Genomic DNA, 19,530 nt, shown 5'->3' on the forward strand with positions numbered 1-19,530 from the left:
GTTGAAGAAAAAACATTTTAGACCAACTTAAAATAGCCAAAAATGAAGTCAAACAGTCTTTTGAATTTAACAACCAGTTACAAGCTTTGGTCTCGCGGCAATCTGAAATTAATTCCGCTCTAGAGTTTGAGGATTCATTGTACATTGAAGCGATTGTTGATGATCCGAATATTGAAAATGAGCAATCTTCCAATGAAATGAATAAAGAATTGGAAAGAGAAATATAAAACCCTTCTTAATGGGAAGGGTCTTTAGTACTCTTTAAATTGTATCCGTCCATCATTATCATGATACTACTTACCACGGGTTTACTCGTATCTAGATATTCTATCATTATTTTTGGGAGATGGTTTATTCCTCAAAATTAACTCTATTGTTTCTTCGTAGTCAACTCTTCTAGTCTCCTTAATTGACAAGAGAATTTCTTCATATGTTTGTAATTCATTTTTGTATTCTTGCAGCTTTAAGTATTGGATTTTATATGCGTATAGATAGTGTCTAATAAGTAAAAGATATATTCCGAACAATGCGTATCCTAAATAAACTAAACCGTCTTTGTAATTGATGTTAAGTCCTATGTAGGGGAGTTTTTCAGTTAACATTTTCAAATCATTATTACTTATTACTAATCCCCAAAAAAAGATAATGAAAGGAACAGGTGATGTATACTTAACAAACTCAATTTTTTTATCGCATAATTCTAGAAAAACCTCATTCATTCCAATAGCGTTCTTAAATTTAGCTATCGGATACTTCGAGCGTTCTTTTATAATTTGAATATGGTCTCCCTGATTTAGATAATCTAATAATCTTGAATAATCAATGTAAAAAGAGTAAGCAAGGTATAAAACTAATAACCATTTAAGATGTTTAGAATATTCAAATAGTACTACTGGAAGATAGTGATTACCAATGTAGTATATAATAATAAGGAGAATTACTGTTACCGACGTTGACTTTAACGTGGAAAAAAAAGCATACTTCCTATTTTGCGAAATACTTTTTAGACTCATATAATCCTCCTTGCAATATTGATATAGTTATCTTCTTAATAGCTTTTTTAAGGTTGTCTTAACATTCTTCACGACCTTACTTTCTCTTCTGTTTTTCTTAATAACCACTTCTTTAAACATCATCATTATAGCAAAGACAATAGTTGTCATACCTAGTAAAAACAAGCCATAATAAATATTCCACCATTTGGGCACCAATTCTAGAGGTACAATTAAATGCGCAATTGTAAAATAAAGAACAATCGCACTACTCCAAAACAAAAATACAGATAGATGGTATACGATTCTAAATAGACTTCCTAAAACTACAAAGATAGGATTATTAAATGTATCACTTACAAACTGTTTATGATCCTCATAGATAATATCATGAGCATCCCAGTATTCATTTTCGACCATAAGATAAAGTTCCTTAATCATATCCAACAATTCACGTTCGTTTACCCTGTTGTTTTCTTGTTTATAATTTAAATGAGCTCCTTTCAACTTATAAAAGTAATCTAATACAAACGATGAAGCAATATATCGAATTTTCGATTCTTTTCCTGAGTATTCTTGTACGAAGGAATCAATCAATGTCAGCTTCTGCGGTTTCTCGTCAATCATCATAATGTTAGACAGCAATTCAAACATTGGAGAATAAACTTCATTTTAGCTATTACTCAACTCTTTAAGAAATGCTTCTCTTTTTTTTGCACGACGATTAAATTGATAGCCTATATAGGCTGTTATTAATGCAATAATAATGACCGATATTTCTACTCCAAAAATCTCCAGAATGTATTACCTCACTTCATTAATTGGCATACAAATTCAATTTGTGTTTATATCTGCAATGTTTCTAACATCAAAATTAGCATTCTGCAGCAGTTGATAAAAATCAGAGATACTATTATTTGATTGAGGTCTTACCTGAATATTCCCTAAACGTAATAATTCTCTTGAAGCACTAAAGGTATAGAAACACTGTTTCTTTGCCCGCGATAGCGCAACAAAGAATGCACACATATCCGCGAGTATTTGGGTTTGAAAACTCCAGAAGGCATCATCTTCTAAACTTTGATATTTGCATAACAATTAACCTTCTCAGCATGATGTCTTCTTAAAACTACACTGGAATAACTTTATAAACATGAAACTTCCATACTAAATTATGAGACTAAAATACTAATTTCGACAAATCCTTGGTTATCCCTTTTTCAAATACTAAATATAATTAGGGATCGTTTAAAAGATTTTCTTGAATGCATCAAATCACATAACATAACTACTAAAAATGAACACCCGCCAAGCCCGTTATACGAATCGATGTGACAACAAGGTTGAAGTTCATTTTGATCCAAACGCTGCCAACCTCATACTTGTTGAGCCCCCTCAATATTGGTCAAAATTCAATCCATCAACTTTTATGGATCAACTGCCGCACACTCTGCTTGTATCAATTAAAAAGAACACCACCGCCTCCTTCCTATAGATAAAACGCCTAACTATAAGCGCACAGCATGGTAACTTATTCATATCCGGTCCAAAATTGCCTAGTAAATGATCTACCAAAAAATAATGTATCAGCAGGACATGATCGAAAATTGTACCTTTGTCAGAACGATCAAAGCAGAACAGCCAAATACTGCTCCCTACTGGGCACCAAATCAAACCGTCATTTCAAGTAGGATCGGACTATTCGGATAAAAGCTTTTCTCTTCAGACAGTCGGAAGCAGCCAAAAGGTTTACGTATGTGAAATTCCCATTGATGTAATGAATCACGTTTCCCTTTCGTAAGGATGGGAGAGCCAATAATAGAGTATCTCTTAACTTGCTTATCAAATGTATCCTCGAACATATTCTATGTCACCACAGCATCCATGAAATCATTTTCTACTTAGATTACTACCAAAATGTCACCTTAAAAGACGGCGGAAACGCAAAAAACTGCTCTGTCCAGAGCAGTTTTTGAAAAGCATATTTCTTTTTCTTATTCGACATATCACATGAGTGGTAATGGCGATATTTAAAATCTTCCTAAAGCACCCCTAAAATTAACATTCTAAATATAATTCTCATTCAAATTACATTATGCTAGACACTAAATTTTTATATATTTTGTAACGTGGAGCTAGTAATTACAGAGTTCTTTGTACAATCTTTATTTGATTCATCAGGTAGTTCGGTGCATTCAAATTTTCAACATTTAGATTTCTTAACCAATGGAGGCATACTTCTGAAGTATAAACTTCTAAAAAGCCGAGTTCTTTTGCTAAAACAATAGCTGCCTCCCTTGGAAGTCCAATAGCCATAAACTCAAGAGCTGGGATACTACATGCCCCATATTCTAAATATGCTGATAAATTTATAAGCTTGTCAGCTTCATCTTTCTTTCCTATTGATTGTAAATATGCTTTTAGAACCTCTGTATATACTTGAGTATACTTTACAATTTTATATCTAATCATATTATTTAAAAACTCAACTCTGGTTTTAACAAGACTCGTTAATTGTTTTCCTTTCTTCTCTTGTAAAGACTTATTATAAAATATTATTGATGACAAAGAATCTCCAAGCATCCACCTAAATCCATTCATAGAGATCATATTAATAAATTTTTCTTTCCAATCATCGTTCTCAAACAAAATACCGCTTATTGTAACTATCATTTTAAATCTTTGGTAACTAGCGCCGTAAGAAGGAACGGGATACAAAGGAAACAATTCTTCTATTTCAGCCGTTGATTCAAATAAACGCCATAAGTCATTGATTCGTTGAGGCATTATGCCAGGAATTCTATGTAATAAATCCAAAGGAGGAAGAAATTCATCTATCATCGTTTGAGCAATTCGATCAATCTCAATTAGGTTCTTCTCATTAAAATCATCTACATAAATAGAACTTTCTAACGTCTTCCCTCGCATTCTATCATTTAAAATTACTGATATCATTTGTTCATTATAATCATCCAATTTGGATTCTGAATCATAATTTAATAAATACTCTTTAAACTTATCGCTTTCTTTCGTTAGTATTTTCTCCGTAGCAGGAGTGATGGTTAATCCCCTAGATCCAGTTGTTGGATTTGTTTCCCACTCATCTAATTCAATACAGATGATATTTCCCGAAAAATCATTCCCCATCCTTCCAGCTCTACCTGCCAAATTCCAAAAATTTAGTTTGTCAATAGGTTCACTGTTTCCTTTTTCAGGTTTATACGCAAAAATGTTTTTTGCAGGCATGTTCATTCCTTCAAGGAGGGTTGATGTACAACTAACAATTTTTAAATCTCCAGATTTAAATAAGTCTTCAATACCTGATCTTATGATAGGGGGTAATGAACCAAAGTGGAAGGCTAAACCACATCGTATAAAATTAGCTAATTCAAAATCTTTCGAGATATATTCTTCTATAAAATCAGCAAATTCATCTAGTTTTTCATTGTTCAATTTATCAAATTTACCATTGTTACTAAGTGCTCTTATAACATCAGTTGATTTCATCGGTTCGCTTGCATATATAATGGATGTCTGATTATTCCATAATAGAGATGCAATATCAGCGAGCAATCTGTATTCTGTAGTTCCATTTCTAAAAAAATCAATTACTCCTATCTCTCTTTCATCTTCATCGTCTTCAAAATAAGTGTTTACTGATAGTTTATTTTGATTAACGTTAACTTTAATTAAATTTTGTCTCACAAGGGGGAGTTTTTCTTTTTCATCAGTTCCATTTGTGATTTCAAATGTTTCTAGCAATTTTTCTGGATTTTCCACTAATGGACTAGAGAATAGAATTTTTGCAGTGGGCCATAAAGATTGAGCAAATTTAATTGAGTTTTCTAGTAGAATCCCTCTACCACCACTTTGAATATTATGTGCCTCATCAATAACAATTATGTTTGTATTCAATTTTTTTGAGGATTCTAAATCAGCACATAAATGATATAGTCTCTCTTGTGTTAAAACAAGTATATTGGATCTGCCCTCATTTTTTATTAAATTCTCCGTTTCAGATGAACAACTTACATTAATATTTTTTAACTCTAGTTCTTGAATGTATGATAAAAGATCGTTCATAACCTGTCTAATTAAGGCTCTTGTCGGTACAATATAAATGGCCGTTGCTCCTGGTTGTTTCACGACTTGATCTAATAAAATTTTCAAAAAAATAAATGATTTTCCAGCTGAGGTAGGAGCCGAGACACTTAACCCGTCCACTTCTGTAATCAAATCTGATACATTTCTTTGAAAGTTAGTCAGTAAATAATCTTCATCTAAAAACTTCCTAGTATTAATACTCTCTAGAACAAAGGATTCAAGAGATGATAATCCACCTAAAAGTTTCTTGTAATCACGTATATCCTTTTTCTTTTGAAGCAACGATATAGCTGGATAATTACCCAATTTTCTTAATACAAAAAAAGAACTTAAACTGACACCTTTCGAAGGATTAATCAACGGTAGCGTAGTGGCAATTTGTAGAGCTTTTTTTCTATTATCAATACTCAGAGAATTCGCTAGAATATTTGCAGATTCTAGAAGTATTTTTATTTCATCCATTGTAACTTTTTGAGGTTCCTCATTCGTTTTATCAAAAAACTCATTATAAACCTCTATAGTTTTAATTTTTTTAAGCAGTTCATTCACTATTTCTCTAGAATGAATTCTATTAACTAAAGTCTCCATTTGGATCTCCTTTCTAAGCGAATTCTTCTATGATCAGACGCTCAAATGCTGAAATATCATTAAAAGGAAGAATAAACCAATTAACTTTCACATTATTATTTTTGAAAAATGAAATTATCTCATCGTGAATATAATCATGATTGCTTCCAGACTCTTTTATATAGAGCTGTTTTACTATTTCTTCTATTCTAGAATGACCACCATCTTCAATCCCCTTAATTCTTGAAGAATTATAACCAGTGAATATTGTAATTTCCAATATGACATCTTCCCAATTTCTGGTTTTATTATTAATAAAATTATCAAGTTGTTGCTTGAAATACCCGTAATTCATATGCTCATACATGCCTTCATCAGATATAAAAATGTCGTTCTGTATGTCGATATTACTTTCTAATAATTCAATTGAGTCCCTCACGCTTTGTTTAAAGTCTGTACTCAATTTACCTTCACCTAAATAAAATAGTAATTTACTTTCGCGCATCCCTAGATATACTTCATTAAATGAATCATTATTACCCTCTATACTAAATCTTGTGAAGTATTTTGAAACTCCAAGAACTCCCTCAAAAAGCATCCAAAGTAATATTGCCCCAAGCTTTCCTTGTTTATGAATTTCATGAATTGCAAGTTTCGTCTTTTTATGGATTTCTAAGATTTTCATAGGATCTTGTGATAGTTCAACAAGTTCATTCAAGTTGCATACGTATTGATTCAAAGCGGCAGCCAAATACTTTGCTAACTTCCCTATCTTACTCTTATCTTCATGATATTTTAAATAGTAGGGATCAATTGATATACTTAATCCTTGGTTATCTTTTTCAATGTTTACTTTTTCAAAGAATTCTTTACAACTCGCCTTTTGCGTCTCAATACGCCGTTTAAGGAGAGGACTATTACTTTGAAAAGAAGACATGATCTTTCTTGGATTATCTATAAAAAATGTTTCGCATTTTTTAAAACTAACGGCTTTAAGTTGAGATTTTATTGCACTATTCTCTTCATTAACGATGATCCCACATATTTTATTTTCAATAATTAAAGGTGATCCTGATAATCCCCCTAAAGTATAAGGCCAATCTTCTTTAATTAGATCACTCAGCAAATGAATATCATAAACAGTCTGTTTTTCGAAATTATCAATGTAGTGAATATCTCCATTTATATAACAATGCTTAGTACCTTCTTTAGCCTCATTCCAATTTTCAGGATAGCCAACAGTCTCCCAGTGATCTGTCTCACTTATTTCATCGACACAAATTTGCAGCCAATTTGTTATATGAGTTACTGATTCTTTTAGTTCTAACAATGCAATATCGGACTGATTGTCAAAACTGATAACCTTTGCTATACGTTCTCTAGCTACTCCTTCCTCATCAAAAAAAGATAATATTACTTCCTGGTCACTCTCAATATTTTTTTCCACACAGTGTTTCGCAGTAATAGCATATTTCTCTTCAATAAAAAAAGCTGTCCCCTTAGTGCCGCATAATAAACTGGCTGAGATATCATAAATTTGCTTGACCTTATTTATTGTAACTGCCCCCTTAAAGTGTAACTGTAGCGATAAACCCTTCTGTTCCTTCAGATAAATCATTTGTAATTTCAATGCTAAAATTATATTTTTCTTTCAATTCTTCATTGTCGATTATTTTTATGATATGAATTGGTTTATAGTTAAAAATCAGTGTTTTATATCTATCTCTATTAACGGAAATTATTCTAAAAATAGTTTCAATATCGGGATGTGTAAAACCCTTTCCTCTCCCATTCGTTGAGAATATATATTTATCTGTATCAATAAGTTCTAACAGTTCAATACTTGTATTATGCTTACTTCCATGATGGGAAACTTTAACGGCATTAAAAAACACTTTCTCCACTTTTTCTTTTTCAGCTATTTCCTTCAATTTTCCAATTATTATATCAGTGTGTGAATCAGCTAAAAATAGCACCCTTTTTTCTTCAAATTCTAAAATAAATGCTATCGAACTTCCATTTACCGTCGTACTATCAGGCTCAAAAGGCTCATTAGCTGTTCGCATTATGTCATTATCCGATGAAACATTATATAATTTTCTGTTTCTTGGATTGGATCCATGTATATTTGCGAAATAAACTTCAAAAGCATCATCCATTAACTTATCACTCGATATTTTACCTCTAAATCCTTCTGAAACTAACTTTTCTCTCCACAAATCATCTAACGCTTGTAGCTTATCTGTATCAGGCGATAAAATAGTGATTTTCACATCTTCATTTAACGCGATTTTTCTGAAACAAGAATTACTATTATCATGCAATCTCTCTACTGTCACTGCATTACTACTAAAGTGAGAATTCCAAACATCTGAATATTTATAATAATATAATAACGAAGCTAGGGTTGATCCTTTTGAAACACCAATGCTATCTATAGTCTTATAACCTTGCTCTTTAGGACGCCCTTTATTTGTTATATCTTCCAGTATGAATTCATTTTTCTTATGTTCCGTTTTCTGAATTTCATTATCGAGCAGCCCACTTTTTTGTTTATCAAACTGCAAGTGCCTAAAGCTGTTATACCAAACGTTCTCCACTTTTATTATATTAGTTTTCTCAGACTGACCATTTTCACTGAAGAACTTTATCCCGCCCGAAATATGATCATCATCAACATGAGTAAAGATTATCAAAGATAAGCTCTCACCATTATTATTAATTTCTATTAGTTTCTCTTTAATGCTATTTGAATAGGTTGACATAAATCCCATGTCGATAAGAAGATAAGTATTTTCTTTGCCCATACAGGTTACCAAAAAACTATCACCATATGATGCTGGAAAAACCTCAATTTTTAGCAATCAATATTCACCCGCTCCGAGTATAGATTAACATGATGATCTTCGAATTTAAGTTATCCGTAATAATTGGAAATTTATCCACACTCCATTTTGCATATTCTTCCTAATTCGACACCCACTCCCTTTCCTCCTTCAAAAGACCTATTCTTATTTGTCTCTTTTATCTCAGAAATGCTTATGTGACGACATACTTAAATTTGAGGTGCTTAACATGAGAAGAGAAACGTCAATAAATCATTTTCAGATCACCCAGGCAAAAAACATTAACCTAATACAATTTGCTCGGTCTCAAGGTTACATCCTTCAAAGTGGCGGCCGCCGCGCGTTCCATGCGAAGCACAGTGGTGGCCTATACTTTTTCAAGAATAATAATAAGTATCATCATTTCTCCACAGGCAATAGTGGCGGTCCCATTGATTTTGTCATGCAATTTTGGAACCTAAATTTCAAGGAGGCTGTTACCCTACTCTTAGAAAATGAGATCCCCAATCCCCACTGCTCGCCGCTCTCTCCCGTTTCAAAAAAAGCCGAACAGCTCATTCTTCCGAATAAGGCACCCAATTATAGTAGGACCGCATGGTATCTCATTAATATTCGAGGAATTGACTCCGAAATCGTATCTCAACTCATGCATGAAAAAAAGCTCTACCAGCAAGCTGTAACCGGGAACTGTGTTTTCGTTGGATACGACCAAGATGAGACTCCAAAGTACTGTTCCATGAGGGGTACCAACCCAGAGCGCATGTTTAAACAGGACCGAGAATTCTCAGATAAAAGCTATCCCTTCTATATCTCAACCAACTCATCCAACAAACGCGTTTATGTATTCGAAAGCCCCATCGATGCAATGAGCCATGCTACTCTTACAAAGCTGGATGGCTTGGACTGGAGAGCCGATCACCGTATCTCTCTTGGTTGTTTATCCAATAATGCTCTTCAACACTTCCTCTCTCGCCATAGCATCCAGGAAATCATCTTCTGTCTGGACAATGACTATACTGCCACCTTTAAAGACGGCAGCCCTGCCCCCAATTGGGGACAAGAGGCTGCCTTTAAATTTACCCAAAAGTATGCGGAGCTGGGCTATCAGACTTCGACCCAAACGCCGCAAAATAAAGACTTTAACGAAGACTTAGTAGCCTTCCGACAAGCTGAGCGTGAAGCGAAGCTATCCCCCACAGAGGAGGAATGTGACCATGAGCCTTAAACTTTTTTCTCATTGGATAGGGTTACTGCCGATCCCCAGACAGAGAGGTCCACCCTCTGTCTGGGTGTAAAGGCAGGAATAGCCAAATGTCATTTGGCGTAAGAAACCGCGTGGAAGCAGAGCTTCCACCGACATTTTTGGGGTTCTTTCCCCGATGATCGAATGTCGCTGACGGAACTCCCTATAGCGAGGTGATGCCCTTGGCCCAACCTGAAAAGACCGTACAAATTACCGTCAAACTCCCCAAGAAACAGTATGATGCGCTGAAAAAATACGCAGCCTCCAAACACCTCACCATGGCAGATGTTGTAAGAGCCTTTGTTCAGAAGGGCATGTCTATCGAGTCGTATACCCAAGAGATCGACTTTATTACATCCATTATCCGTCAGGAAATCAACATCTCCATCGGCGGACTCAGCAACCGGCTGGCCGGACTTGCCAGCAAAGACCTCATCATGTCTGCTGCCGCGTACTATTCCACTATTGCCATCATTACGGATCTCATCGACACCAACCGCTATACCACCTTCCGAGAGATTGAAAAGAAAGCACGGCAATTAGCAGTGGAGTATACCAAGATGAAACTGACTGATGCCGAAAAGCTGTTTCTCTCTGGCGATGCCTTCGAGCAAAACATCGAGCACTTGCGCGGAGGTGATGCTACTGTCAGCCCTAATCTATAAACAGCGCTTCTTTCACCCCAACCACCACAAAACCCCTGTCAGCAACTACGTCCATATTGGCTACATTGCCACTCGCCCCGGCGCAGTCCGGCATGAGAACTTGCCTCATGGACTTTTTGGTAAAATACAGCCGGGCAGCTTACAAAGCTTTCAGTCTTGGCAAGAAGTCGCTCGAATTGCCAGAGAAATTTCCCAGCAAGGCAAAAACATGTATCGCAGTGTTATTTCCTTTCGCACCGAAACGGCGATGGAATTGGGCCTCCATGACTTTGCCGCATGGCAGCAGTACACCGAGCAGCATATGGCTACCCTTGCCGCTCAAAATGGAATCCGAATCGAAAACCTGTGCTGGGCAGCTGCCTTTCACAATGAGAAAGACCATCCTCATCTACATGTCGTCTTCTGGGACAAGGCGCAGGCGGTCATGAAAAACTTTACCCATCCCGAAGTTCCCAACCGAATTCGCAAACAACTCATTAAGGATACGTTTGCTTTTAAGATCAAAGCATTCTGCGAACAACGCGATCTGGCTAAGTTAGGCATAACAGGCGTCACAGATCAAGTTATTGAACAATTTGAAACCTATATGAAATCGCTGAATCCCAAAGCATTTCAATCCCTCCAGCAGCGTTTTGAACATGAGGATGAGGATTCTTTGCTTCGTTTGCCCAAGCATCATTTGGTGGACAAGCAGACCCTAGAACAGCTTGCTTCACGACTCATGGTGCTGCGTAATCAAATGCCCAAAACAGGCCGACTCGCATACAAGCTGCTGCCGCCGAATGCAAAGGAACAAGTAGACGAACTGGTTCAACATGTACTGAAGGACACCCCCTATTTATATCAAATGACACAAGCTTACGTGCAAGCCAAACTGGGATTAGCCAAGCTGTATACATCCGATCCAGAACAATTGGAAAAACAGCGATTCCGGTATCAGGCAGAAGCAGAAAAGCGCATTGCCAACCGTGTCCTCTCCACCATCCGAACGATCATCAAGCTGGAAAAAGACGCCGATTTCCACCTGCATCAAGCCAAGCGCCAGACAGCAATGGCAGAGCAACTTCTATTGGAACTGCTTCATGTGATGGAAGGAATGGCTATGACTGCTCAACTGGATTTTGACGAGAAAGTGAAAGTAATGGGAGGCGATTTATCCAAGCAAGCCAAGAAAGACTGGTTTTTACGGCATCAGGATCAGGGCTTAGGAAGATAAACCACGGTACTCGCTGCGAAAGGCGTGTTTTTTATGGGCAATGTCGTGGATAACTTGTGCATAATAATCATTTTTCTATGGATAACAACACTTAATCAGAAAGGACAGATCCTATGTTATTTACAAATGGTCGACTGCAATCCTTTGAGCAGATGATGAAGCAAGCTCCGCATCACCATCATCGCAGCCCAAAAAAACAGCCCCAATCGAAAACTAGCTCCTCCCCAAAGCCATCGGATTTAAAACCAAAAAATCGGGAAACACTTGGGGAACAAACGACTTCTCCTATTGATTTGTAGGAGTGACGCCCCATGAAAAGCAAACAAGAATTTTACAAAGCTTTTTTCGCTGCGCTTACCGTACAAGGCATGGATGTTCGCCGCTCCAACTCTGCCGACTACTTGGCCGACCTTTATCAAAATGACCAACTCATTGCCTTTTTTACTCGGACAGACAACATCGAGAAAAACCCATTTGTTACTGTGCCGGATCGGCTAATGAGCAGCATTCATGACCTAGCCAAAAAAACGGCATTTCAATTGGGTATTTGCTCAGAGAAGCCCTATCACGACAAGACCGAAAAAATTGCAAATGGTGTGTATAAGCTTTGCGAACACGGCGATGTCATTCTGGCTTGCAAGCATCATCCGCTATTTGAATACGTCTTCTCCACCTACCGTCTGGCCCCAGACAATCAAGCACCTGTACAGCGGCAATATTTTTACAACAAGGATGAGGCCATGGAAAGCTTCGCTGTTCGCAGCGGCTTGGTAGATGCCCGAAAACTGTTCAGCGAATCGGAACTGGTACTCATCCATGATGAAATGGTCAAGTTCCTTATTACCCCCAATGACAAAACGATGGAGCAATTCGAACAAGTGCAGATCCTGATTGATCGTCTGGAAGACCTTCTGCCCGCGCTGAAAGAACGGGACATTCATCTTAATTATGATGCCGAATTTGCCCATGACCTTGACGGCAACCCTGATGTACTGGATGCTGCTGAACCATCCCGTTAAGTCATACCCGTTATTTATTGTAGAAAGAGGGGATTCTCATGCCGCAACCGCAAACCTCCATTTGGGGAACCATCTTGACTTGCGTCGAAATCGGGCTGCATATTTATGCCCTGCAAACCGAACATAATCAAGGACTGGCAGTAGATGCCGATTTCGCCAAAGAAATGCTCAGTGAAGAAGCGCTGAAGCTAGGACAACAACACGGTGATCACCTCTATTTTGATGATACCAAAAGCATTGTCCCTACCTATGAATTGGCTCAGCAAGGGGCAATCAACCATCCGGAACTTAGCGAGGTGACAGCCAACCCGAACAAGCTGGCACAGGAAGGGCGCTATTTTGCACCTAAATACTTTGGGGAATTTGAAGCGCCACAAGACGCAGCAGGACAGGCACTAAGCCCGTCTCATCGCTGGGACAACGGTATTTACCTTACAGAACGGCAAGGTATCCAGCAGCTTGCTGTACATCAAACTGTCGGTAATCAAGTGTTATCGGATATAGCCCTCCACCATGCTTCCGGTCAAGGGGATTACTACTTTTACCCGCTGGGTGACTGTGCCATTCCGGTTTATGAATTGTCGGCTTCGCATCCTGGCGTACTCGTTCAGGTCATCAATGAAGACAGTCTACTGCATACGCTTTGCGACGATTACCCTGAATATGTCGGGATGCACAACCTGCATACGGAGGAATGGGGGCATATTCATGATAGCCCTGCTCCCAAGTCACTCTTTTTGCAAGCACAGCTTGATTATGCCGCTCAGCACGAGACATTTCCATCAGAGACAGAGGCTCAACTTCCGTCTGCCTATGCTCCGTTGAACGGTTCTCCTGCACTACAGGCTAGGGAATCTCCCGAAGATTTTTTTGAACCATGCGAGGAGATAGAGTGGTGACACTCAAAACCAAGCTGTGGCTTTCACTGCTGTTCCTTACACTTGGAGCCGTCTTCAATCTTTTTTTCACTACGGCCTTGCATAACCTTTTGTCTGGAACGACGAGAACGTTGGCTTTCCCTTCATTAAGCCTTAGCCTCAACAGTCTGCTGTACACCAAGGCTCATCTACTGCTTTTTCTATGCTTTCAGGGCATTGTAATGGTGTTGGCTGTCCTATTCTTCCTGGCGAACAGTCAGCCTTACCAAAGCAAGCTGAAGCGAGTTGCTCCGGGAATTGAAACACCGGTTCCAGTCGGACAGCATCAGCACGGTTCGGCACGTTGGATGCAGGAGAACGAAATGCCCCACTTATTTGAAAGTCAAACGGTTGACCTTGGACATCCATTCATCCGGCACTTAATGGACACTGGTTATGACGACCTGACCTTTATGAATTCCAAAGACAAGGAGGACGCTTTGCATGAAGTTCATTCACCTGAAGGGGATTCCTAGACGGATGAAAGCCATTAACTCCGATTCAACCCATGATGCTCCACCTTCCTTCTCTTCTGGCGGAATTGTCCTTGGGCTGCATCAGCAGCGCAATAAGGAGCGCTTATATTATATCGGTGACGATGTTCACAGTCTTTGCATAGGGGCAACCCGCAGCGGCAAATCTCGCTCCGTCGTGCTGCAATCCATTGGCCTTTTGGGACTTGCTGGAGAATCCATCGTCATTAGTGATCCCAAAGCGGAATTATTTCATTTCAGCCATGTTTTGTTGGAAAAGTTAGGTTACACCGTACGGACACTGGATTTTCGCCATCCTGAAAAAAGCCACCATTACAACCTGCTCCAACCCGTCATTGATGCTGCCTTGAAGGGAGATCAGGAACAAGCGGAAATGCTGGCCTGGGATATGACACAAGTGCTGGTTGGCAAAGCGGAAGGGGAAAAAATCTGGACGAACGGGGAAATGTCCGTCATTGCCGCTTCTATTCTCAGCGTGGTATGGGACAACATTAAACGTCCTGAATATCAAAACCTGACCAATGTTTACTGGTTCCTCGCAGAAATGAACCGACCAATCGGCAATAAAACACCCATGCAAGAATACGTCAAACGGTTGCCTCAACAGCACCCGGCCCGAGCCTTGCTCAGCATTTCGGATATTGCGCCCTCCCGCACCAAAGGCAGTTTCTATACCTCAGCACTCACCACGCTCCGGCTGTTCACCTCGAAATCCATCTATGCCATTACCCATAAAAGCGACTTTTCTCTGGCCGATCTGGGTCGTGAGAAACAGGCGCTTTTTATTATTTTGCCGGATGAAAAAACGACCTTCTACCCCGTCGCCTCCCTCATGGTGTCCCAGCTCTATGAACTGCTGACCGCTCAAGCCGATGAGCGCGGTGGGCGTTTACAGCAGCGAGTCAACTTTATTCTGGACGAGTTCGGCAACTTCACACCGATTGCAGACTTCACCAACAAACTCACCGTTGGCGGCGGACGTGGGATGCGCTTCAACTTGTTTTTACAGAGTTTTGAGCAACTGAAGGAAAAGTACGATGATCATGCCGCCAACACAATCAAGAGTAACTGCCAAACTTGGATTTATCTGCAGGCGGATGATCTGGAGACGCTTCGCGAAATTAGCGAAAAGCTGGGAACATACACAACCTCCAGCTACCAGCTCTCTGCTTCCCACGGCAAATACTCCACGCCAACCACCTCGCATTCGCTCAATCTACTGGAGCGCAAGCTGCTAACGGTAGATGAAGTACGCCGCATCTCCCGCCCTTACCAAATTGTCCTCTCCCGCTCTCATCCTGCCATGATGTTTTCCCCTGATCTGAGTCAGTGGGCATTCAACCGTATGATGGGCCTTGGAGACAAAGAGCATAACCGAAAGCTGCGGGAAGAACGTGAACAGCGGCGACCAATTCTCACGGATACGAGAGAGGAGGTGAAACTATGGAACATCTGGATTTACTATCAAAAGGACATTACGAGGCAACTAGCCGAACAGCGCCAGCAAGCAGCAGGAGCACATGGTGGGTTTATGACTCCTCCCTCAGACGATTAATCAGCGGTAAGAGACGCATTAGGCAATTTGCAACAAGTGCCTTTGCCACCTGCTGGCTGTTAGGAGTTGCCCCATCGGCCTCAGCATCAGACATTCAAAACAGCAAGCTGGTTAAAGGAACCGAGAAGCTAATTGGTGATGTAACCACCTGGCTAATGATCCTAGCTCCCGTTGTAGCGGGCCTACTCATTATTTATTTCTGTATTCGACGCTCAGCTGCTGACGAAATGGACACAAAGAAATGGAACAATCGGATTATTGTAGCGATCATCTCTTGCATCGGCGCTGTGCTAGGATCGGCTACGCTGAACCTTATTATCGGTTACTATAAATAAACCGAACTTGCCTCATACGGCTCACTCTTAATATTCCAACTTTATTTTTGGAGGTTTTGAACAATGAAAAGATGGATGAAGGCAATCAAAGAAAAAAGTGTATACACCGTGGTTTTGGCCAAACAAGCGCTTGGTAATCGACGTGGAGAAGGCTTTGTAGATAGTGCTGTGAAAATTCTGATGGCCGTCGTCATTGGTGCGTTGCTGTTGGCGGGGCTGTACCTGCTGTTTAATGGAACCATCCTGCCGACCCTAACACAGCGCATCAAAGACATGTTCAACTACAAGGGATAAATCTACTACCTTCAGTGAGGTGCGGCGACAACACCGCGCCTTGCAGAGAGGAGGAGGGCCAATGGATAAAATTCTGTTATTGCTCATCATTGCTATTTTAAACGGTTCACTGATCTATCTGGATACGCTTTTAAAAGAGATCATTCCCATTTCGTTGTATGCGGAGACATACATGACGATGACCACCGGTGCTAATTTGCTGGAAGACTTGTACGACATCATATTCTCCTTTGGAGTAGCTCTGATGATTCTCAAATTTCTCAAAAAAGGATTCGAGATTTATGTATTGTGGAGCGACGGCGATCCAGACGAAGAACCCCTGTTCCTTCTCACCAATTTCTTTCGCGCCATGGCTGTAGCCGTTTGTTTCCCAACCGTCTACTCCTGGCTTGGCAGTATCGTTGAAGATTTGACCGACCGTTTGCTCAGCGTAATTGGGCAATCTACCCAGTATAATTGGCAAGTTTGGGTTAGTGCGCTGGAATCGGCCGGACTGGTAACGGCTTTGTTCGGACTCATCTTCATTGTGTGTTTTTTCATTCTGTACTTTCAGTTTCTCATGCGGGGACTGGAGATGTTTATTTTACGGGTTGGCCTTCCACTGGCTTGTGTCGGGCTACTGGACAACGACAAAGGTGTTTTCCGGGCATATGCCCAAAAGTTCACCCAGTCCATGCTGGCTGTCGTCATTCAGATTGCGCTTGCCAAACTCGGTGTAGGGCTGATGCTGCAAAATCATGTATTTTGGGGTATGGCCTGCATGATGCTGGCGATTCGCACGCCTCGCTTCCTGTCCGACTTCCTCATCACAACTGGCGGTGGAGGCGGTGTCGTCAACAACGTCTATCACAGCATCAAGCTGGTTGGTATGGCACGCAAGCTGAGCAAGGCTGGTTAAGCTATGGTAACACTGGAGGAGTTGGCCCAGGCTTGTATCCTGCTCATTCGTGTAGGCTGCGTGTTCCGTTTCATCTACACGATGATTCGCTTATCCGGTGCAGATGAGGAATCCAGTAAATACAAAAAGCGTGCTCGTAATGTAGTCATCTTTTATATTTTGGCTGAAAGCATTTGGCAGGTGAAGGAGCTTATCTTATTTTACTATCAGTAAATCATCAACCGTTGCCGTTATCTCTCCCACTCTTCTTCCTCATCTTGCAACCCGCTATATGCAATGTTCTTCTTCACATCCGTGCGGTGATCATCCAACCAGGCTTGTGGATTTTGGGAGCGAATGATGTCCTCCAGACGCTCTATTCGTTGCCGCAAGGCCGTACAAAGCGCATTACAACGGGCCTCATCGACGAAGAGGGAACCACGGAAAATATCCCTGAGCTCTTCTTCTATGCCTTGCAGCACAGACAAATCCAGCCAGTCAAACGAAGTCACCAGTTTAATTTGTTCATCATGGTCAGGTTTGAATGGTTTACATGTCAGCTTGCCGTCTGCTCGTATTAAGCCTAACGGTTTAGAAAACCACATGGACGATCCGCTATCGTAAATGGGCGCTGGCCCAATCCATTCTAATGTCTCTGCATCACGGATCACGCCAAAATTGTTCTGATGCCGGTCTTCATTGGCAATCAAATAATCCACCACCATCATCCGATCAAGTGCCCCAGCGATACCAGAGATGCCCAGCTTCTCACAGCAGTTCACGTAATGCTGATACACCGATACATGATTAGGCTTTTGCTGGGTATGCATCACATACCAGGCCGTAATAAGTTCTGTCTGCGGGGTAATGAAATTTTCACACACACTGTAAGGATATTCCTCCTGCTCCATTAGAGTGTAAGGAACGTGAGGAATGCCTAACCGCTCCATGATCTTGCTGGCAATCACTTCATTGTATGGCTCCTGCTGGGTCGCGCCGCTGCCGCCTTTTACCAGACAACGCTTCTCGCTCACAATCACCCATTTCTTTTTCAACCAGCCATCCGATGTATTGTCCGGCGATATCAGACTAATGGCATCGGATGAACCTTGCCCGAACAAGACATTCCCAACATCATCCGAAAACGGATTTTCAAAAAAGTTAATAGATGACCAGTTTATAGTTGAACCTTTTGGCATGATCCAATATTGATCGGACAGGCTAAGCCCCAAGCTTTTATCCAGCAGTTTTTGCGTGGTCGATAAGTTTAATTCCAAGAGCGCTTCTTTAATCCCGTCCCGACTGGCTGGAATTGCACGCCCTCTCCACCATTCATTCAGGGCAGCACGATCCACTTTCCCTTTCTTGACAGGAACTCCTACTGGCACATGACGCTCGGCATAAACCTGTCCGATGACCGAAATGGAAACCGTCGCTTCATCCAATTCAAGCTCGGCAACAGGTTCGTTCTTATGCATGAGAACATAGTTCCTATGAAACGTTTTTGCCATACGATCTACTCCATTCTTAGCTTCCTTTCTTCCATTATAACAAGTCTGAATAGGCTCCGCAGAAAGAAATCAATGTTTTCCATATGTCCCCGTAGAGAGGAGACTTTCCCACAATGACTCAAGAACCGCTAAGCTTGTACATTCCTATGGGCGTTAAACCGGAGACGGAATGGTTTCCTGGTTTTGGAAGGCGGCAATTGCTGCAAGCAGCCCTCGGTTCCGCTCTAACGCTGGCTGTCGCCCTGCTCATTTGGCTGTTTAAGGGCAGTATCCCATTTATCATCGTCACGTTTTTAAGCGGTGTAGCAGCTTCCGTCATGATTACGACCAAGGATCGGCATAACCTGTCCGTATTGGATCAACTTCGCTTTATGGTTGCCTTCAAAAAAAGCCAAAAGCATTATGCTTACCGTGCATGGCCGGAATGGGAAGAGTGATCGGCATGAGTTTAACAACAGGAATAGGTATTTTGTTCACGCTGCTGCTTTTAATCGCCAGTATATACGATGTAAAGACACGGCAGATCCCAAATCGTCTGCCGCTGGCTATCGGCATACTTGGGCTATTTCAAAGTGCTCCCCTTCCTGCCTTTCTTGGTCTGCTTATGACCGGATTACCTTATTTTCTAGCTGCCGTATGCTCTGGCGGCAAAATAGGCGGCGGTGATATTAAGCTGATGTCTGCTTGCGGCATGGTGTTAGGACCTGTTTATGGCACGTTACAAAGTATTCTCGGTCTTATGCTGGTACTTCTGTTTGCCTTAGTATTCGGTTTACGTCATGGCTTCCAAGCGACAAAGCATACCGCCCTGCCGCTGGCTCCATTTCTGTCTGCTGGCGGTGCTTTGACCTATTTAGGTTCCGCCCTTTTCCATGTTGCCATTTAAAATTGATGA

General features: G+C 40.6%; 19 protein-coding genes. 13 read left to right on the forward strand and 6 right to left on the reverse strand.

Annotated features, from left to right (window positions below):
• Nucleotides 1-308 precede the first annotated feature (308 nt).
• From E0496_RS00685 to E0496_RS00710, 5 genes are all read right to left on the reverse strand, one after another.
• Entirely contained in the window at nucleotides 309-1,013 is a 705-nt protein-coding gene (locus E0496_RS00685) for a hypothetical protein (protein ID WP_141499706.1), read from the reverse strand.
• Between the two features lie 27 nt (nucleotides 1,014-1,040).
• Nucleotides 1,041-1,646 (reverse strand): hypothetical protein, encoded by a 606-nt coding sequence (locus E0496_RS00690; protein WP_141499707.1) that lies wholly within the window; start codon nucleotides 1,644-1,646, stop codon nucleotides 1,041-1,043.
• Nucleotides 1,647-3,134: 1,488 nt separating this feature from the next.
• Nucleotides 3,135-5,684 carry a DEAD/DEAH box helicase gene (locus E0496_RS00700; protein WP_241674476.1) on the reverse strand — a complete coding sequence of 850 codons (2,550 nt, stop codon included), beginning with the start codon at nucleotides 5,682-5,684 and terminating at the stop codon, nucleotides 3,135-3,137.
• A gap of 13 nt (nucleotides 5,685-5,697) precedes the next feature.
• A complete protein-coding gene (locus E0496_RS00705) occupies nucleotides 5,698-7,281 on the reverse strand; it encodes a Hachiman antiphage defense system protein HamA (RefSeq protein WP_141499709.1) in 1,584 nt (527 codons plus the stop codon).
• The gene (locus tag E0496_RS00710) at nucleotides 7,232-8,527 is read right to left on the reverse strand and encodes a ComEC/Rec2 family competence protein (protein WP_141499710.1); all 1,296 of its coding nucleotides are present in this window, start codon (nucleotides 8,525-8,527) and stop codon (nucleotides 7,232-7,234) included. Before E0496_RS00710 ends, E0496_RS00705 begins: the two co-directional genes overlap by 50 nt.
• Before the next feature lie 211 nt (nucleotides 8,528-8,738).
• Here E0496_RS00710 and E0496_RS00715 point away from each other — a divergent pair, with 211 nt between their 5' ends.
• The 11 genes from E0496_RS00715 to E0496_RS00765 all read left to right on the forward strand — a co-directional run bounded on the left by E0496_RS00715 (nucleotide 8,739) and on the right by E0496_RS00765 (nucleotide 17,358).
• Nucleotides 8,739-9,734, forward strand: a complete 996-nt coding sequence (locus E0496_RS00715; RefSeq protein ID WP_141499711.1) for a DUF3991 domain-containing protein — start codon at nucleotides 8,739-8,741, stop codon at nucleotides 9,732-9,734.
• Between the two features lie 200 nt (nucleotides 9,735-9,934).
• Nucleotides 9,935-10,417: a hypothetical protein gene (locus E0496_RS00720; RefSeq protein WP_141499712.1), complete on the forward strand. Its 483-nt coding sequence runs from the start codon at nucleotides 9,935-9,937 to the stop codon at nucleotides 10,415-10,417.
• Entirely contained in the window at nucleotides 10,392-11,633 is a 1,242-nt protein-coding gene (gene mobP3, locus E0496_RS00725; protein WP_141499713.1) for a MobP3 family relaxase, read from the forward strand. Before E0496_RS00720 ends, mobP3 begins: the two co-directional genes overlap by 26 nt.
• A gap of 311 nt (nucleotides 11,634-11,944) precedes the next feature.
• Entirely contained in the window at nucleotides 11,945-12,652 is a 708-nt protein-coding gene (locus E0496_RS00730) for a hypothetical protein (protein ID WP_141499714.1), read from the forward strand.
• Nucleotides 12,653-12,690: 38 nt separating this feature from the next.
• Complete coding sequence (locus E0496_RS00735) at nucleotides 12,691-13,551, forward strand: hypothetical protein (RefSeq protein WP_141499715.1); 861 nt, start codon at nucleotides 12,691-12,693, stop codon at nucleotides 13,549-13,551.
• Entirely contained in the window at nucleotides 13,548-14,045 is a 498-nt protein-coding gene (locus tag E0496_RS00740) for a TRAG family protein (protein WP_141499716.1), read from the forward strand. Before E0496_RS00735 ends, E0496_RS00740 begins: the two co-directional genes overlap by 4 nt.
• Nucleotides 14,014-15,618 (forward strand): VirD4-like conjugal transfer protein, CD1115 family, encoded by a 1,605-nt coding sequence (locus E0496_RS00745; protein ID WP_141499717.1) that lies wholly within the window; start codon nucleotides 14,014-14,016, stop codon nucleotides 15,616-15,618. Before E0496_RS00740 ends, E0496_RS00745 begins: the two co-directional genes overlap by 32 nt.
• The gene (locus E0496_RS37105) at nucleotides 15,507-15,953 is read left to right on the forward strand and encodes an Mbov_0395 family pilin-like conjugal transfer protein (RefSeq protein ID WP_421922952.1); all 447 of its coding nucleotides are present in this window, start codon (nucleotides 15,507-15,509) and stop codon (nucleotides 15,951-15,953) included. Before E0496_RS00745 ends, E0496_RS37105 begins: the two co-directional genes overlap by 112 nt.
• Before the next feature lie 63 nt (nucleotides 15,954-16,016).
• Nucleotides 16,017-16,247, forward strand: a complete 231-nt coding sequence (locus E0496_RS00755) for a DUF6133 family protein (RefSeq protein WP_141499718.1) — start codon at nucleotides 16,017-16,019, stop codon at nucleotides 16,245-16,247.
• Nucleotides 16,248-16,308: 61 nt separating this feature from the next.
• Nucleotides 16,309-17,145 (forward strand): conjugal transfer protein TrbL family protein, encoded by an 837-nt coding sequence (locus E0496_RS00760; protein ID WP_141499719.1) that lies wholly within the window; start codon nucleotides 16,309-16,311, stop codon nucleotides 17,143-17,145.
• A 3-nt stretch (nucleotides 17,146-17,148) separates the two neighbouring features.
• The gene (locus tag E0496_RS00765; RefSeq protein ID WP_141499720.1) at nucleotides 17,149-17,358 is read left to right on the forward strand and encodes a mercury transporter; all 210 of its coding nucleotides are present in this window, start codon (nucleotides 17,149-17,151) and stop codon (nucleotides 17,356-17,358) included.
• A 17-nt stretch (nucleotides 17,359-17,375) separates the two neighbouring features.
• Here the strand turns inward: E0496_RS00765 and E0496_RS00770 are convergent, their stop codons facing one another.
• The gene (locus E0496_RS00770; RefSeq protein WP_241674477.1) at nucleotides 17,376-18,602 is read right to left on the reverse strand and encodes a HipA domain-containing protein; all 1,227 of its coding nucleotides are present in this window, start codon (nucleotides 18,600-18,602) and stop codon (nucleotides 17,376-17,378) included.
• 146 nt (nucleotides 18,603-18,748) lie between these two features.
• On the opposite strand from E0496_RS00770, the gene E0496_RS00775 reads away from it, so the two are divergent.
• Together E0496_RS00775 and E0496_RS00780 are read left to right on the forward strand one after the other, a co-directional pair.
• Nucleotides 18,749-19,072 carry a hypothetical protein gene (locus tag E0496_RS00775; protein ID WP_141499722.1) on the forward strand — a complete coding sequence of 108 codons (324 nt, stop codon included), beginning with the start codon at nucleotides 18,749-18,751 and terminating at the stop codon, nucleotides 19,070-19,072.
• A gap of 5 nt (nucleotides 19,073-19,077) precedes the next feature.
• The gene (locus E0496_RS00780) at nucleotides 19,078-19,521 is read left to right on the forward strand and encodes a prepilin peptidase (protein ID WP_141499723.1); all 444 of its coding nucleotides are present in this window, start codon (nucleotides 19,078-19,080) and stop codon (nucleotides 19,519-19,521) included.
• Nucleotides 19,522-19,530 lie beyond the last annotated feature (9 nt).

The sequence above is a fragment of the Paenibacillus luteus genome, assembly GCF_006542765.1.
GTDB classification, from domain to species: Bacteria; Bacillota; Bacilli; order Paenibacillales; family Paenibacillaceae; genus Pristimantibacillus; species Pristimantibacillus luteus.